Below are 16,305 nucleotides of genomic sequence, written 5' to 3' on the forward strand. Positions count from 1 at the left end.
GGGGACGGTCCGTTTTGAGGAGGTCGTCAATTAAGTACCGATAAAGCTAAACAAATTACTTGTTTAGCTTTATCATTTCAAAGAAAGGTTGTTTGAAGGTAATACCAATTGGCAGGGCCACCGTTTGCTGATCCGGTTTACGCAGAATGACCTGGTTACCGTCTACAGAAACGATCCTGTTCAGGGAGATGATGAAAGAGTTATGGATCCTGGCAAACTGCCGTGGGGGCAAGGTTTGTTCCAGATCTTTCATCTTGAGCAATGCCAGTATTTTTTCCTTGTCACAATGAAAGGCTACATAGTTCTTCAGCCCTTCTATATAATCGATGTCGTTGAAATTGACTTTGATTTGTTTCCCTTTATGTTCTGATTTCACAAACAGGTAGTCCACCTCCGGTTCAGCCTTTTCATTACTTTCACCTTTACTCACATACATGGTTTGGAACATGTTGAGTGCCTTTTGTGCGGCTTTCAGAAAACGTTGGTAGGTGATAGGTTTGAGCAGATAGTCAACTACATCGTGTTCATATCCATCCATGGCGTATTCGCTGTAGGCGGTCGTAAGTACAACTTTGGTCTGGTTGTTAAAGATTTTCAGCAGGTCAATCCCTGAGATACTGGGCATGTGAATATCCAGGAACACCAGGTCTACTTTTTCATTACTGATCACTTTGATCGCATCGAGGGCTTCGGTGGTACTGCCTACCAGTTTCAGGAACGGAGTACGTTGTACATAGCCGACTAACAGGTCTATGGCATGTTGTTCGTCATCAATTATATAACAGTTGATCATGCAGGGCGGTTTCGGTTGTAGCAATATGTAAAGACAGGCTGTAGAACAGGTCTGTATCTTTTATGTCGAAGGCATATTTTTTAGGATAGGTGTTTTCCAGCTGACGTTGCACGTATTCCATGCCGAAGCCGTTGGAGATTTCTTTTGGACCTATCCGTTTTTTATTGTTGATGTAGAAGTAGAGACCACTTTCATCCAGGTTTAGCGTAATTCTCAAGGGGTAAGCGGCATTGTGCAGTTCCCCGTGCTTGAAAGCGTTTTCTACCAGTGTGATGAGGATGTGTGGTAATATTCTCTGGCCTACCAGGTTGTCAGGTCTGCTGTATTCAACATGGATGTTATTGTTGAAACGCATGTAGTAGATGCTGATCAGGCTTTCGATGTGTTCGATCTCTTCTTCTAATGACACCATACCGTCAGGACCTCTTTTCTTCAGGGAGGAGCGCATAATGTTGGTGAGAGCGGCGATGCCTTCGGCCACGTCGGGGTGGGAGTTGGCGGTTTTATTGTAGAAGTAGCCGAGGGTATTAAATAGGAAGTGAGGATTGATCTGGGCACGAAGATAGGCGACTTCGAGTTCCAGTTTCTCCTGCCGGAGTTTCATTTGTTCCGCTTCTTTGCGGTTGATTTCTTCTCTTTGAACATTGATCTTTCTTTCTCTTTTAATGGACACTTTTGCAAACCAATATGCTGTAGAAAGTGCAATGGCCTGAAACCACCACCAGATTGAGCCGGTTATAAGTACGGCAAAACCAAAGTTGGGAGCCGGAGAACCCATCGAAGCCGGGTAAATTTTATATAGAATAATGTATCTGCAAAGGATATTATAGGCAAATAACACCAGTATACCGGCTATCCATAATGTCGTCTTATCTTTTTCCAGTGTTCGTGGTAGTAACCACTCAGAATTTGCATAGAAACTAACAGACGCAAATGCAAATACAGAGAAGCTTGTAATAACTACAGGTAATAGGTGTGGCACCTGTAGCCCTGACGCTACTATCTGTAAGCTTGCGTACAAGATCCATAGGCCTACATGCAGTATTACAGTAGAGAGCCTATGCCGGATCGATCCCTTTTTATTTTGAAGAATTGGCAACTTTTGGTTCCAGGTTTGACAGATACTGTTGCGCAAAGTTGATCCAGTTCTCATGATGAGGGATTTCAACGTCTGGCAAAATACCTGTGTTATCAATAGGATGTTGTGGTAGGCTGGCCAATCTGGCAGTAGGAATCCAAAGCAAAAAACGGGAGCAGGACAAAGGCCTTGGTGCTACCAAATTTAAGTAATCCACTATTCCAGCTGACCGCTTTCCAAACAAAGTTACTTTTTTACTTTGTTTTGCATCTAAAATTAAAAGTTCTGTAGCACTAGAACAACCTTCATCCATCAGAAGACCTACTTTTTCAGGTTGTGTATATATCTGAGGAAAGGTAGTGGTGTCACCTGGTGGCTGAAAGTAGCTGTTTTTATTTTTTTTGAGATTTTTTATCAATGCTACAAATGGCGGCTTTTTGTCATCAGGGAATAGTGGACTTTTGAGCATTCGTTCATACAAACGTATATTTTCAGTCGTAGCTCTCACTATTGGCCCATTTGTAATAATCGGATCGGTGTAAAGAATAGGTAATAATTTTTCAAAGCAAATATTGAAACCTCCAGCATTGCCTCGCAAATCTATAATGAAGTGCGGGGTATGGGTAATTGTATAAAAGTTGCTGGTGATCAGGCTATCAATGACTTTTTTATTATTTAACTCAAAATTAGGCAATCTTAGAATCGCGAAATTACTGTCGGGCTTGGAAAAGTAAAAACTATCAGCTGGAATTGATTTAGACCCGGTTTTAACAGGGAAAATCTTCTCCCATGTATAGCCTTTCAGCACCATTGAATATCCTTGCTCATCCACATAAGTAGTGAATGTATCACGTATATGATACTGGTTGTATTGGGTTACCTTCCAGGAGAGGTCGCCAAGAGGTTCCAATTCTAATTTTATCTGTCCAGGCTTCCAGTATGTACCATCCCCTTTGAGGATGATTGCCTGATAGATGTTACCTTTTCTTATGATTGCCACTTCATATATTCCAGACAAGGCCCATATTCCTTCAAGTGGATACTCGGGTGCTGTTGCCCATTTTGTTAATAGAGAATCTTTAGATAGAGGAACGTTTTTATTACCTGAAAAGATTTGATTAATATATTCCTTATTCTCGGGGATATCTTTAAAAACAAGTGCAAGATGCCTGTCTTTGAAGTATCCCGTCCATAATTGCAATAAATTAAAACAACTAACGGCATCGGCGGTATCAGCTACCTTTCTCAGGCTATCCGTAAACTGTTCAAAAGAAGCCTCATTGCTTGAAGTAATCTTGATAGGGTATCCCGGATAGTTGTGTTTTACCTTGCTAATAACTTCATCAAAATTCTCTTTGCAGTTGCAGGATGTATTTTGCGCAAGGGTTGCAGTAGGGTAACATAGCATCAATAAAAGATATAGGCCAAACAAGCGGATTAACGCTGGGTAAGTAAACATGTATTGTTTAAGGGTTTAATAAAGCACAGGTGCAAAAATAAAAAAAAGGCTGTCCTAAAAATGATCTTCTACCAGAAGGATTTTTAGTTCAGCCTTGAAAATTAATCAAATTCCGAAATTGCAACGCGAATTTTTTATTGTGCTTGTCCCCTCACAATTTTATGCAGTGAGTGTAGGGTAACAGTTAGCAGAAGCTGTTGTATTTACAACGGAAAAAAGGGGCTTTTTACCACCATTCTTTGAGTTAACAACATTCGTAGCAAACATAGCTACGGTTACCTTATTAAGGGTCAACATCTTTTTTTGGGTGGGGTTGTTTGTCTGTTTCATATTTCACAATTATTAGGGATTACAATAACAAAATTAGAGGGCAACTGCGCAGGGAATCTACGCAGGACGTGGATTTCAAAAGATTTTTTCTATCGTAACCGCGTATACGGAAACCGCCAAAAGGTAACCCCCGAAAAATGATAAATCCGTCCCTGGAAAATGCAAATCCGTGTATCTTTTTTCCCCACTCCCCATATCCTTCCTAAGTTTGTTAAAAGCATTCAGGAATGGTACAGGAACCGGTAAAAGTGGAGAGCCTCCTCACGCAGCTTCATCACCTCATAGATCAGCACACCGCTGATAATGATACCCTGATGGGCGGTAAGCTAGGCCTGATTATGTACTATCATTCCTTATGGCAGGGGTACAGGGACAATACCTATTTAGACAAGGCATATGCACTGCTCGACGAGGTACTGGAACACATGCACAAAGGCACACTGGAACTGCAGGGACCTTCCCTCGCAACCGGTATCTGTGGCCTTACCAGCGTGATCAACCTACTGTACAAAGATGACCTTCTGGACATAGACATAGATGAGGAACTGGCCACGTATGAAGACTATCTCTACCATCAGGCATTACAGCTGATCAAAGAAGATAAACTGGATTATCTGCATGGTGCTTTTGGTATCATCAAGTACTTTACAGACCGTTTGCCACAGCCTAAAATAGCAGCTTACCTCAGGGAGATTATCCATGCGCTGTATGAGAATTGTGTGGTGACCAAACACGGTATCTGGTTCAGGAATATCTTCTTATTCGGTACAGGAAAAATCAACTTCAGCTTATCTCAGGGACAGGCAGGATTTCTGTCTGTGCTCACTGCCCTGCACGAGGCGGAGGTCGATGCGCTGAAGACAGGATACCTGCTGCAGCAAGGCATTCGCTTCGTACGTCATCAATTGCGGGAAGTAGATCTGGTAGGACAGGACTGGTCATTCTTTCCACTCACTGCCAGCGAAGCAGAAGATGAAAAAAACTATAATAACCGCCTTGGATGGTGTGATGGTGATCTCAATCAGGTATCCCTTTTTTACAAAGCATCCTTTGTGCTACAGGATGAAAACCTGAAACAGATGGCGGATCTCGTGGGCGGTAGCTCACTGATGCGCAAAACCTGCGAAGCTACGCAGATCGACGACATTTACTTTGGTAATGGCACCGCCGGACTGGCTCAGTATTATTATTCGTTATACCGTTACAGTAACGAAGAGAGCTACCTGGAAGGATGGCACTACTGGATCAATGAAACAATAAAAAGATTGGAAGTAGTCTTGAACGAAGAAAGCTTTAAAGGCCGCGAAAGCCGCATGCTGGAAGGCCTGCCGGGCGTAGCACTGGTCCTCTTGGGGCACCTGATCAATGAAGAACTTCCATGGACAGATCTGCTGCTTTTATAAACCTCTAAAACTAAAACAGAATGGAGACTATTTACAACTTCAGGTGCCAACACCTGGACCAACAAAAAAATAGCCGGCCTTTCATCATTGTTATATAATAACCCGTTCACCTGCAAAAGACTCATGGATATGATGCAAACTTCAAATCCGCAGAGTAAAAAACATCCATTTCCCCATTGCAAACAACAAGGCAAAACGGACGACGGTCCGGCCTGTTTGCACATATTAAGTACGCATTTTGGAAAAAGTTTTACACCTGAATATCTAAGATCTCTCTGGTCTGCTGCAGAAAGTGGCAGCCCACTACAGGATCTCGGCGAAGCCGCCGGCAAAATAGGCTTTGGTACTTTGGGGGCAAAAGTTTCTTTGGCTGACCTTTCATCAATCGACCTGCTACCCTGTATTGGGTACTGGTATCAGTGCCGCTTCATTGTCGTGTATAAAATAAGGGGGGACAAAATTTATGTATCCGACCCTGCGGCAGGGCTGATCACTTTAAATAAATCAGAGTTTTTGAGAGGATGGACCCAGGACGGCGAATATGGCATCATGCTTTACCTGGACCCTTCACCACCTGATTTTTAACGTATCATCAGACCTGGTGTAACAAACGAGTCCTGACCTCACCACCAGGTTTTTTAACGTATCACCAGACCTGGTGTAACAAACAAGGCCCGGCCTCACCACCAGAATTTTTACCCCCTATATGCTGTACGCAAAAACGCCCCTTCAATTAGAAGGGGCGTTTATTAACCCCATAGTAATATATTTTTAACCTTATAAATGGCACATTTGTGATATGCCTAAGTGAATGTTATCATGTAGTTTTGGCCTTATTGTATTGAAAACAGCCCTTCGCTTGAAAAAGTAAGGGCTGTTTTTTTAGGTCTCATCATTTATCATGCCCTAATGAAGCGATTGTTATTGTTGGTGTTCAGCACCGCTTGTTTCGTAAATGCCTTTGCACAGGATTACATGCCTGCTGCCTCCCGCATCCGTAGTACCGTCAATTATCTCGCTGCCGATAAACTCAAAGGTCGTGGTACCGGCGAAAAAGGCGGTAAAAAAGCCGCCGCCTGGGTGGCCAGACAGTTTAAAAAATCAGGCCTGCAACCTGCAAACGGTAGCAGCTATTTCCAGGACTTTACCTTTGATCGTAAGGAACATCACGATATTCCCAGCAGTAATGTAATTGGCTATCTCGATAACGGCGCTCCCCGTACGATTATCATCGGCGCACATTATGATCATATCGGCACCGCACATCTGTTCGATGGTAAGTATCCCGAAGGTCAGATCCACAACGGAGCAGATGACAACGCTTCCGGTGTAGCCGGTCTGCTGGAATTCATCCGGTATTTTGTTAAGAACGGGCAAAAAGAACCATTCAATTTCCTCTTCATCGCCTTTGGCGGAGAAGAATTAGGATTACAGGGGTCTAAATACTATGTAGCACATCCGGTATTCCCATTAGAGAAAGTACATTTCATGCTCAATATGGACATGATAGGCCGTTACAATGCTGAACGTGGCCTCGGTATCGGTGGCTATGCTACCGCTGAAGAATGGCCCGCTGTTTTCAATGGTGTTGAACAGCCAGGAATCAAATTTTTTACAGATGGAGCAGGGAAGGGCCCTTCCGATCACCATAACTTTTATATCAGTGGCGTGCCCGTGATCTTCCTGCATACAGGCCCGCATGACGACTATCACAAGCCTACTGATGATGCTGACAAGGTGGAGGCACAGGAAGAGTCAGACGTGCTTAAACTGGCCATCCAGTTAATCAATAATGCAATGAAATATAAAGAGCTGCATTACGTAGCTGACAAGTAATAAAAAAAACGCTTTTGTCGGAAGACAAAAGCGTTTTTTTTACTATTGATTATTTTTCGGTGGCAACACAGCTTTGGGCGTTGGTTGCTGTTGATTATTCTCTTTCTTTGGTTCTTCCTTTTCCTTTGGCTTCTCCGCAGGCTTCGTCGGCTCCCCATAGTCACCCACATCTATATAGTCTGAAGCTGAACCGTTCCCCTGATCTTCTGCTTCCGCTTCTGATTTGTAATTCTCCTGCACATTCGAATAATCCTGGCTGTCTATAGCCGCCGGAATAGGGAACGTGGCATTCGGATCTATCTTCAGCGTAGGGTCTGCATACAATTTCTGGAAGAAATATGCCCAGATCGGTAAACCGGTATTTGCACCCTGACCATTTGCAGTCGTGCTGAAATGCAGGAAGTTGTTCTCACAACCTACCCAGGCACCTGCCAGCAGCTGAGGGGTAAAGCCCATAAACCAACCATCGGTGTTATCGTTCGTTGTACCGGTCTTTCCTGCTACCTGTCCCTTGATGCCATAGCGGAAACGCAAACGTGCCGAAGTACCGCCCGGACCAGTTACGCCCTCCATCATCTTCGTCATTACATAAGACTCATTCTCGCTGATCACCTCACGCTTTTCAGGAGCCGTCGTCTCCAGGATGTTCCCATTTCTATCTTCTATACGGGTGATGTAAATGGGTTTTGTGATAATACCACGTGCAGCAAACATTGTATACGCCTGCAACATGTCGTACAGCGGAATCTCCGGTGTACCCAGGCAGATAGAAGGATAAGCAGGGATCTTCACAGAAAAGCCTACCTTGTTATTCGCAAAGTCCGCCACCGCTGCAGGGCCTAACTGCTTGATCAGGTAAGCCGATACCAGGTTCAGTGACTTGGCCAGTGCACCCGCCATGGAAATATTACCTCCTACACTTCCTTCTGAGTTGCGGGTCAGGGTCCAGTTATATTTTGGAAAGCTCACCGGTTCGTTTGGCAAACTCGTACCCGGCGACATACCGTTCATGATCGCATAGCAATACAGGAACGGTTTAAATGTAGAACCTACCTGGCGTTTGCTCTTCAATACGTGATCATTCTTGAAATAGCGGAAATCAGGTCCACCTACCCACGCTTTGACCTCTCCGCTCTCAGGGTCCATCGCCATGAAACCAGCCTGCAGAATAGCCCGCATATAACGGATAGAGTCCATGGGTGTCATCACTGTATCTATCTCGTTCAGTTCCGGCTCTGTATAGCTCCTCCAGGAGAATACCTTCATCTTGGTAGGCGTATTGAATGACTTTTTGATCTCTTCTTCCGGAACTTCTGCTGCCTGCATGTTCTGGTAGCGATCCGATTCCTTCATATAGCGTTCCAGGAAGTTCTCATGTCCTTTCCAGGCAGAACCTGACTTGATGTTTGACTGTGCTGCAAATACTTTCTGCAGGTCTTTCAGGTGATGATCGACCGCTTCTTCTGCATACAACTGCATACGTGGGTTGATCGTTGTATAAATCTTCAGACCATCACGATACAGGTTGTATTCTGAACCATCTGATTTCTTATGTTCTTTACACCACTGTTTCAACTCATCTCTCAGTACTTCACGGAAGTAAGGAGCGAGACCCTTGTTGTGGTCGATTTTATTATAACGCAGTACAATCGGTTTGCTTTTCGCTGCCGCTGCATCTGCACTGGAGATAAATTTGTTCTTCTCCATCAGCTCTATCACCGTATTACGACGATCCAGCGCCATTTTCGGATTCCTGCGCGGATTATACAGGTTGGTACCCTTCAGCATCGCAATCAGGGTGGCTGCTTCTTCGATCGATAAATGGCCTGCATCTTTGCTGAAGAAAGTACGGGCACCATTCTCAATACCATATACGTTGTCGCCAAAAGGCACTGTATTCAGATACAGGGTAATGATCTCTTCCTTGGTAAAGTTTCTCTCCAGTTTTACGGCGATCAGCCATTCCTGCATTTTCTGGAAGGATCTCACCAGTTTATTCTGTGCACGTACCGCCCCGGTATTATCAGCCTGCAGGTTCAGTGCCAGCTGCTGGGTAATAGTACTGGAACCTCTCTTTTTACCAATAGCCAGGTAAAAAGGAATCGCAATCGTACCCCAGGGGTCAATACCAGAGTGGTCATAAAAACGTACATCTTCAGTGGCAATCAGCGCATTGATTACATTTTTCGAAATTTCATCATAATCAGAGCTGGACCGGTCCACCTGGTAGTACTTACCCAGAATAGTACCATCGTCCCCGATCACTTCAGAGGCAAGGGCTGCCCTGGGGTTTTCCAGGGTCTCCATGGATGGCATGTTGCCGATGATACGGAAATTGATAAGCAATAAAAGCAAAACGAACAATCCCGTCAGCGACAACACCGTCAGCCACAATATTTTAACTGATTTTTTCATACAAGATTTTGAATTAAAAATGCGTCAGCCCGCATAGCTCGTCTGTAATAGCAATTTACGGGCCTTTTTTGCCGGAATCAGGTGTAACAGCAGGACAAAACTATTAAAAAAATTCTTATTACCTTCCCCTTAGCAAAATCGCTTTTGCCTAAGACAAAAGCGATTTTGCGGGTAACTGATGAGGTGTCCCTTTTATTCTGTAATATAGTTGTCTCCGAAGAACCTCTTATACCCGTCCAGGTCTCTCCGGGTATTCATCAGGATGAAGTTGTCCCTGGATATAATAAACATGGTGTAATCCGATGGCCGCATGTCCGGCAATATCTTTTGTGCCCCCAGCCTGATCTCGTCAAAATAGTCCAGCGCCCGGTCTTCATTCGGGAACAGTCTGAATATCAATAATACCTCTGTCTGGCTCATCACATAGCTACCTACCTGCAGCTTCAGATCCGGGTGATGTTCCTTATTGTATTTTGTAAACTGCTCTACAGATTTATCCACCGCTGCCTTTGTGAGTTTATTGAACGACATCACGACAAAGTGAGGGGCATCCGCCACCAGCTTGTAAATCACCTTTGTCTTCATCGGCGGTGGCAATGGTGTGATCTTTAGTTTCGCATTGTCTGCAGCCAGCTTGATAGAATCGGCGGTCGCAGTTTTTACCTGTGCATCGTTCAGCTCAGGATGTGGTCGCTGCCAGGGATAGATCATGGTCACATCCTCATCAAGCAGCGGCGCCTCTGGTTTTCTTTCCAGTTGCAGCATGGAGAGGTATACTACCAGGGCAGACCTGTTATCCAGCGCCTCCAGCAGTTCTTTTGACTTCAGGTATACGCCCTCGTCATTCTGGTATTTGTTCATCACCGTTACAATCGCCTGTTTGCCAAACTCACAGGTATCCATTTTCGCAATGATCATGGCTTCCAGCAGGTCAAATTTAGGTTGCATGAAGTTGAGACCGAAGGTGGAATCAGCTTCTTTCTTCATGCGCAACGCGGTTTCGTAGTTACAATCCAGGTAAGCCCCATATACATGCTCATAGGCAGACGAGATCTCTTTTTTCTTGCCGATATTTTCGTCCTTCAGTCCTCCGAAACGGATAATGCTGGCAAACCTGGAATCTCCGTAGTTGCTCATGATCTGCTGGCGGTAGCTATTGGCTAAAGCTGTATGATTCAGTTTATTATGCCAGATATACAGGGAGTAGATCACCTCCGTTTTGTTGGGGTGATGTGGATATCTATATAGTAATGTATCGTATGTTTCAATGCCCAGGTCTAAGTTGTCCAGCCCATCGCTGTACAGTTTACCCAGGTCATAAAAGGCTTCTTCTGCAATGATATTGGACTTCAATAAATCGTCCGGGGTCAGGGGCAGGTTGGCGGCCAGTGTTTCGGCGGTCGTGCTGTCGGCCGGTGTCGCTTTCTTCTTAGGCTGGCCATCTACACCCACAGGATTTCCGTTTTCATCCAGCGGTTCTGTATTTTCCTTTACAGCAGCAATACTGTTCTGGCTACGGCGCCAGTTATCATTGTTAGGCCGGTTGCCCCATTTACGCTTAAACTCCTGGAAACCAGATGCCTTACTGGCTGTATTATAAAAGTACCAGTCTCCCTGGTCAGATTTTTGTCCTGGTCTTGTATTAAAACCATTGTTACTGAACGGATTGCTGGTCGCGTTAGCCATCGCTTCGGCAAGTGCCGCAGCTGAATCAGCCCTGGCTTTTTTTACTTTTTCTTCCGCATCCTTCCGGATCTGTACTGCCAGTTTGGTCAGGAAGATCTTCCTGTCACTTTCCGGCATCGCGGCAATGCGCTGTAAGCTATCCTGTTGCTGAATAGCCTCAATCTTCAGCGCTACATCTGTCAGTACCTTTTTACGTTTATTGACCACCGCAGAGTCCTGGAACTCCGGAGGCATCACCGAAGCGGTGCTGTCGTAGAAGCTCTTGGCATTGCGATAAGTACGCTGCTCATAATAGATGTCGGCAATCATCTTGTAGGTGAGCGCCTTCTGCATGTTGTTGGTACTTTGTGCACCCGCTTTCAGTGACTGACGCAGGTAACCGAGCGCTGCTTCCTTGTCGGTAGGAGCCACCAGCTGTGCCATGGTATAATAGATAGCGTCACGGAAGTTCTGGTATTTCTCCCTCTTCGCCATCTTTTGCAGGGTAGCCAGGCTTTGTTCCAGTGAACCACCCGGCATGGTGGCTTTGAGTTTATTGATCGCAATCCTGGCCTGGAATTCCATCATCTGGTCAGGTTTGGTTTTGATCACATGGTAATACATGGCGATAGCAGAATCCGGCTTGTTGTAGTTCGTATACAACTGCCCCAGGATGTAAGCCATTCGTGCTTTCTCATCCCTGTTTACTTTTTTGTGCTCTGCTATTTGCAGGGGCTCAATAGCTTCCAGGAATTTCCCCTGTTTGTAAAGGCTGTAAGCCTTTACCTCCGCCAGTTCACCATCGAGTCGTTTGGGAAAGTAAGGATCCTGGTCAAGTACGTTAAGAATAGAACGGGCCTCGTCGTAGTTATTTTCTTCGAGCTTCGTTTTTGCATTCCATACAAAGGCATCATTCCTGGCGTAGGTATGTTTGAACCAGCCGAAAGGCGGTTTGCGCTTCTCGCGGGATGCCACGGAGATCTGATCTTTTTCGACCGAGCCGACTACAGATTTATACTCGTTCTTCTTTTTCGGAAGGTAGTTCGTGTTGATAAAGTTAAAGGTGCGCTCAGCCTTGTCCCATTCTCCCTGAAAGAAATAGGCCTTACCAATCAGCAGGTAACTGTCATCCATCCATTTACTACGCGGGTCATGGATCTGGATATTGATGGAGGCCTTTTCAATCACTGAGTCAAGATCACTTTTACTGATGCCCTGGTTCGCTGCACTGTATGGATAGAAGGGGAGGAGGTAGTTATAGTTGTCCTGGCCGGTACGGCTCACATTGTGAGTGACCAGTCGCAGTTTCTTCTTAGCGTTGAAATAGTAGTTGTAACGTGAAATGGTGTTTTGTACCAGTTTCCGCTTAATCGTCCATTTCTTCTTCGCCAGGTCTTCTGAGGGAGGACGCCTGTCATCTAGCCGGGGGCCCAGTGGTCGTTGAATAGTCTTGGTTTGAGACTGCGCCTGTGCCTGAGACTGGGGGTTCCGGGTGGTCGTGCTGCGCGAATTCATATTCGTGCTGTCCCTGCGCTGTGCTTGTGCCTTTTGCAGACTGCATACGCTTAAGAGGAATAATACCAGGCCGGTGTATGATATATGTTTATAAAATAATCTGCAAATATTCATGGATGCCAGGGTGTATAGGCTGAACTATATATAACTAAGATGTTAGGAATTTTATTTTTAAAGATAGGATAATTATTTTTTATAGGGATTTCCGCAAAGGTGCTGAAAACGTAATAGTTCGGAATACAAACGATTTCCCTCCCTTCAGGGAACTGGACCATTGCTCCCTGAATTCAGGCAAATTGCAATTTTTTGCATAGTAAATAATATAAATGTTTAACTTTAGCCGGTTGATTATCAGAAATTATATCAAGTTCTATAGCGGATATGGCTAACAAGCGCGATAAAAAAGGCAGAAATGTGGGACAGATCGGCAACAAATACCGTCTGGTGATTATGAACGACAATACCTATGAAGAGGTAACTTCCTTCAAACTCTCCCGGATGAGTGTATATGTAGCCTTAAGCACATTGTTCGTATTACTGGTAACCATTACCGTAGCCACAGTCGTATTTACGCCTTTACGTTATTATATTCCAGGTTATGGCGATCTGAAACAACGTCGCGAGTTCATCCGGCTTAAGATGCGCACAGACTCCCTGGAAACTGCTATCAATGCACGTGATAAATATCTGGATGATATCAAGCAGGTAATTGGTGGGGATTTTTCAACCAGTAAACTGGACACCACCACCTTGAAAGTGCCTAAAGTAGACAACAGTACTTATTAAAGTAGAAGACTTAAAAATTAGGGCATCCTTATACGCTATGGGACACTACAACCGTTAGGGAACAATGTGAATAACTTCTTAAATGATGTGATTTGCAGGCGCTAGTAAAACGCAAATAAATAATACTATCTTACAATCAGTTAAAAGCTGAAAAACCTAAAATCCTATGTTTAGCAACAACAACCGCAACACAAGAAGCGAGAGCAAAACAGTAATGCCTACTTCCAATGTGAACATTATTGGTAGTGGTACCACTATTCAGGGAGACATCGTATGCGAAGGAGATATCCGCATCGACGGTCAGGTAAAAGGCCTGGTTTCTACAAAAGCTAAGATTGTCGTAGGACCAGAAGGAGAAATCATTGGTGATCTCGTTTGTAACAGCGCAGACATTATCGGGAAAGTAACAGGTATCATTAAAGTTGAAGACCTGCTGTTCCTGAAAGGTAATGCACTGGTAAAAGGAGATGTTTACACCGCTCATTTTGAAATGGAGCCCACTGCTAAGTTCAATGGCCGTTGTTACATGGAGCCGGAAGAAGTAGCAGCTGCTAACCAGAAAGAAAAGCATGGAAAATCCGTTGCAGCCGAAAAAGTCCTCCAGGAAGCCTAATCAGCTTTATCGTTACGCTGGACTTGCATTTCAGATGATGGCCTCCCTTGGATTGGCCGTATTTGCCGGTTATAAACTTGACCAGCGAACAGGATGGCGTATCCCTGTTTTCATGATCATTTTTTCTTTACTGGCTTTAGCGGTAATTTTGTGGCAAATCATCAAAGATACCCGCAGGAATGACTGACAGGTTTTATTACAGGCTTATAGGCCTTTTTATCATATTGAATGGCGCGCTTATTTATTTCAATGCCCGGTTGCTGGAGAAAGGTGTACACCAACATGTACTGCTCATTGGCAACCTGGCGTTAGCCGCTATTACCGGACTCTCTTACAGCATGAACCGCAAAGGCATCCAATCTGCCGACAACAACGCCTTTGTGCGCAGGGTTTATGCATCTACGCTGAGCAAAATGATGCTCTGCCTGGTAGGTATTACTGTCTATGTAGTATTGAACCGCTCCCATACCAGCAAAGAGACTATCTTCATACTCATGTTCCTGTATGTAGTGTATACGGTCATCGAGACCCTCAGCCTGCAACAGCTCACCAAAAGAAAAAAGTAAAGGGTCGTGAAACAGGAACATCCTTTACAGGCACTTGCCGCTTACCTGCCCGAAGGAACTTTTGAGCAGGTACTGGCGTATATCCAGGAATTTAAAGTACACCTGACCATTACACGCGAAAGAGCCAGTATCCTGGGCGACTATCGCCATCCCGATTCCCGGGGCGGACATCGCATCAGTATCAATGGTAACCTGAACAAATACGCATTTCTCATTACCTTATTGCACGAAATGGCCCACCTCACTACTTTCAATCTGTATAGTAACCGTGTGGCCTCGCATGGGAAAGAATGGAAAGCCCAGTTTTCCAATATCCTCAAACAATTCGTGGGAAAAGGATATTTGCCGCCAGATGTGGAGGCTGCACTCAGGCAGAGTATCCAGAACCCCGCCGCCAGCTCGTGTGCAGACGATAACCTGATGCGGGTGCTAACCAGGTACGATCGCCGGAAGGAGAATCATTACCTGGTAGAGCAGTTGCCGCTGGATCAGTTATTCAAAACAAAGGATGGAAGAATCTTCCGGAAAGGTGAGAAAGTTAGAAAACGCTACCGCTGTGAAGAAGTCGCTACTAAAAGAATGTATCTGTTCAGCCCTGTCTACGAAGTGGAAATCATCGCCGCCTGATCATATAAAACGATCCATGCTTAACCCGCCTCTATAATAAGAGATCATGGATATTCCCCCTCCACAATGATTGTTGTCAACACCACCTAGCGTACTACCATCATCCTGTTTTCATACGCTCTTTCCCTCTTCTCTATTTTCTCTTTTCTGTCAATAATAAACGCATGTTCATGCGCTTCCAGCAGATCATCATATGGTCCGCGGGGTGAAATCAGCTTAACAAATACCGGCGCTGTTTCAATGGTGATGAATAACAATGTAATGAACCAGTTCGCCCATCTTACAGGCGTACTTCTATCCGTCAGATGGCCCAGGGCATCCAGTTGAGAAGCAAGACCATCGATGTGCGTTCTGTCCAGCTGCGCAACAGTAGCTTTGAACGTAGAATCGATGCCTGCTAATTCCTTCCTTTTGCTGGCGATGAGGGCGCCGTTTTCTGCCGTGATCCTTTTCAGCGCAATACCTGCACTATCCGCATCTGCCTTCTTGGCCTTGTAAATAGGACCAAGATTCTTTACACGGGAACCACCAGTTCCATCTGCTTCCTCCTGGGCAATCTTCTGCAAGGTATCCCTGCGCAGAGCCTGGGTTTGAATCCCGTTTTCCAGGACCGCTATCTCCCCGTTCAACTCATTCATGCGCTGTTTGTAACGGGCCAGTACATTGTCTTCCTGGGTTTTAAATACCTGCTGTTCCATGATGATGAGCTCCTGCCGGATCTCTTTGCCAAATACCTGCAATTCCAACGGTTTGGAAATCACAATGGCAATCAGTATAGCCAATACAATTCTCGGTAAAGCAATCAGGAATTCACTGCTGAATTTGTTACGCTTTTTCATGCCCGATACAATGTACCTGTCCAGGTTAAAGATCATCAGACCCCAGATCAACCCAAATAAGAGGGTAGACCATAACTGCCCAAATACACTCCATAACGCATAGCCACCCGAAAAAGCAGCCAGTAAACCGGTAAAGAAAATTGTTGCACCAATGCCCCCGTATTTGTTGGTTTCTGTAGGTGCACGCCGAAGTAAGGGCACGTGCGCACCGGAACAGAACAGGAAGAAATCGCCAATGCGTTTCATTGTTTTGACTGGATTTAATAGGTAATAAAAGATACATACCTGTGGGTCTTCAGGTAATATGAGGATGGATAATAAAGGTAGGGATTTTTGGGGAGGTTGGTGGGGAAATGTGATGATAAGGGGGAAAAATGTGA

General features: G+C 44.9%; 14 protein-coding genes. 7 read left to right on the forward strand and 7 right to left on the reverse strand.

All coding sequences use genetic code 11. The features are described from left to right. Nucleotides 1-55: 55 nt before the first annotated feature. The 4 genes from ABDW33_RS21905 to ABDW33_RS21920 all read right to left on the reverse strand — a co-directional run bounded on the left by ABDW33_RS21905 (nt 56) and on the right by ABDW33_RS21920 (nt 3,660). A complete protein-coding gene (locus ABDW33_RS21905) occupies nt 56-793 on the reverse strand; it encodes a LytTR family DNA-binding domain-containing protein (RefSeq protein WP_343692238.1) in 738 nt (245 codons plus the stop codon). After that, nucleotides 771-1,946, reverse strand: a complete 1,176-nt coding sequence (locus tag ABDW33_RS21910) for a histidine kinase (protein WP_343692239.1) — start codon at nt 1,944-1,946, stop codon at nt 771-773. Before ABDW33_RS21910 ends, ABDW33_RS21905 begins: the two co-directional genes overlap by 23 nt. Continuing rightward, nucleotides 1,873-3,330 carry a S41 family peptidase gene (locus ABDW33_RS21915; RefSeq protein WP_343692240.1) on the reverse strand — a complete coding sequence of 486 codons (1,458 nt, stop codon included), beginning with the start codon at nt 3,328-3,330 and terminating at the stop codon, nt 1,873-1,875. Before ABDW33_RS21915 ends, ABDW33_RS21910 begins: the two co-directional genes overlap by 74 nt. 159 nt (nt 3,331-3,489) lie before the next feature. Continuing rightward, entirely contained in the window at nt 3,490-3,660 is a 171-nt protein-coding gene (locus ABDW33_RS21920) for a hypothetical protein (protein WP_343692241.1), read from the reverse strand. Nucleotides 3,661-3,887: 227 nt separating this feature from the next. Between ABDW33_RS21920 and ABDW33_RS21925 the strand changes: the two genes are divergently transcribed. The 3 genes from ABDW33_RS21925 to ABDW33_RS21935 all read left to right on the forward strand — a co-directional run bounded on the left by ABDW33_RS21925 (nt 3,888) and on the right by ABDW33_RS21935 (nt 6,899). Next, nucleotides 3,888-5,063, forward strand: coding sequence for a lanthionine synthetase LanC family protein (locus tag ABDW33_RS21925; protein ID WP_343692242.1), 1,176 nt, complete (start codon nt 3,888-3,890; stop codon nt 5,061-5,063). A gap of 129 nt (nt 5,064-5,192) precedes the next feature. Continuing rightward, nucleotides 5,193-5,648 (forward strand): cysteine peptidase family C39 domain-containing protein, encoded by a 456-nt coding sequence (locus ABDW33_RS21930; RefSeq protein ID WP_343692243.1) that lies wholly within the window; start codon nt 5,193-5,195, stop codon nt 5,646-5,648. A 324-nt stretch (nt 5,649-5,972) separates the two neighbouring features. Beyond that, a complete protein-coding gene (locus ABDW33_RS21935; protein WP_343692244.1) occupies nt 5,973-6,899 on the forward strand; it encodes a M20/M25/M40 family metallo-hydrolase in 927 nt (308 codons plus the stop codon). A 42-nt stretch (nt 6,900-6,941) separates the two neighbouring features. Here the strand turns inward: ABDW33_RS21935 and ABDW33_RS21940 are convergent, their stop codons facing one another. Continuing rightward, nucleotides 6,942-9,314: a transglycosylase domain-containing protein gene (locus ABDW33_RS21940; protein ID WP_343692245.1), complete on the reverse strand. Its 2,373-nt coding sequence runs from the start codon at nt 9,312-9,314 to the stop codon at nt 6,942-6,944. A 192-nt stretch (nt 9,315-9,506) separates the two neighbouring features. Beyond that, nucleotides 9,507-12,608, reverse strand: a complete 3,102-nt coding sequence (locus ABDW33_RS21945; RefSeq protein WP_343692246.1) for a tetratricopeptide repeat protein — start codon at nt 12,606-12,608, stop codon at nt 9,507-9,509. A gap of 267 nt (nt 12,609-12,875) precedes the next feature. Between ABDW33_RS21945 and ABDW33_RS21950 the strand changes: the two genes are divergently transcribed. The 4 genes from ABDW33_RS21950 to ABDW33_RS21965 all read left to right on the forward strand — a co-directional run bounded on the left by ABDW33_RS21950 (nt 12,876) and on the right by ABDW33_RS21965 (nt 15,086). Next, the gene (locus ABDW33_RS21950; RefSeq protein ID WP_343692247.1) at nt 12,876-13,280 is read left to right on the forward strand and encodes a hypothetical protein; all 405 of its coding nucleotides are present in this window, start codon (nt 12,876-12,878) and stop codon (nt 13,278-13,280) included. Between the two features lie 166 nt (nt 13,281-13,446). Beyond that, nucleotides 13,447-13,893, forward strand: coding sequence for a polymer-forming cytoskeletal protein (locus ABDW33_RS21955; RefSeq protein WP_343692248.1), 447 nt, complete (start codon nt 13,447-13,449; stop codon nt 13,891-13,893). A 179-nt stretch (nt 13,894-14,072) separates the two neighbouring features. Then, nucleotides 14,073-14,459, forward strand: coding sequence for a hypothetical protein (locus tag ABDW33_RS21960; protein WP_343692249.1), 387 nt, complete (start codon nt 14,073-14,075; stop codon nt 14,457-14,459). Nucleotides 14,460-14,465: 6 nt separating this feature from the next. Then, nucleotides 14,466-15,086 carry a SprT-like domain-containing protein gene (locus tag ABDW33_RS21965; protein ID WP_343692250.1) on the forward strand — a complete coding sequence of 207 codons (621 nt, stop codon included), beginning with the start codon at nt 14,466-14,468 and terminating at the stop codon, nt 15,084-15,086. Between the two features lie 86 nt (nt 15,087-15,172). Here ABDW33_RS21965 and ABDW33_RS21970 read toward each other — a convergent pair whose 3' ends face one another. Then, entirely contained in the window at nt 15,173-16,171 is a 999-nt protein-coding gene (locus ABDW33_RS21970) for a DUF4407 domain-containing protein (protein WP_343692251.1), read from the reverse strand. Between the last annotated feature and the right edge of the window lie 134 nt (nt 16,172-16,305).

The organism is Chitinophaga sp. (genome assembly GCF_039596155.1).
Taxonomy (GTDB): domain Bacteria; phylum Bacteroidota; class Bacteroidia; order Chitinophagales; family Chitinophagaceae; genus Chitinophaga.

What these genes read in the sequence shown, in the direction of transcription:
- ABDW33_RS21905 (WP_343692238.1), bottom strand. Translation starts at nt 793, where the DNA reads ATGATCAACTGTTATATAATTGATGACGAACAACATGCCATAGACCTG.
- ABDW33_RS21910 (WP_343692239.1), bottom strand. Translation starts at nt 1,946, where the DNA reads ATGAGAACTGGATCAACTTTGCGCAACAGTATCTGTCAAACCTGGAAC.
- ABDW33_RS21915 (WP_343692240.1), bottom strand. Translation starts at nt 3,330, where the DNA reads ATGTTTACTTACCCAGCGTTAATCCGCTTGTTTGGCCTATATCTTTTA.
- ABDW33_RS21920 (WP_343692241.1), bottom strand. Translation starts at nt 3,660, where the DNA reads ATGAAACAGACAAACAACCCCACCCAAAAAAAGATGTTGACCCTTAAT.
- ABDW33_RS21925 (WP_343692242.1), top strand. Translation starts at nt 3,888, where the DNA reads ATGGTACAGGAACCGGTAAAAGTGGAGAGCCTCCTCACGCAGCTTCAT.
- ABDW33_RS21930 (WP_343692243.1), top strand. Translation starts at nt 5,193, where the DNA reads ATGATGCAAACTTCAAATCCGCAGAGTAAAAAACATCCATTTCCCCAT.
- ABDW33_RS21935 (WP_343692244.1), top strand. Translation starts at nt 5,973, where the DNA reads ATGAAGCGATTGTTATTGTTGGTGTTCAGCACCGCTTGTTTCGTAAAT.
- ABDW33_RS21940 (WP_343692245.1), bottom strand. Translation starts at nt 9,314, where the DNA reads ATGAAAAAATCAGTTAAAATATTGTGGCTGACGGTGTTGTCGCTGACG.
- ABDW33_RS21945 (WP_343692246.1), bottom strand. Translation starts at nt 12,608, where the DNA reads ATGAATATTTGCAGATTATTTTATAAACATATATCATACACCGGCCTG.
- ABDW33_RS21950 (WP_343692247.1), top strand. Translation starts at nt 12,876, where the DNA reads ATGGCTAACAAGCGCGATAAAAAAGGCAGAAATGTGGGACAGATCGGC.
- ABDW33_RS21955 (WP_343692248.1), top strand. Translation starts at nt 13,447, where the DNA reads ATGTTTAGCAACAACAACCGCAACACAAGAAGCGAGAGCAAAACAGTA.
- ABDW33_RS21960 (WP_343692249.1), top strand. Translation starts at nt 14,073, where the DNA reads ATGACTGACAGGTTTTATTACAGGCTTATAGGCCTTTTTATCATATTG.
- ABDW33_RS21970 (WP_343692251.1), bottom strand. Translation starts at nt 16,171, where the DNA reads ATGAAACGCATTGGCGATTTCTTCCTGTTCTGTTCCGGTGCGCACGTG.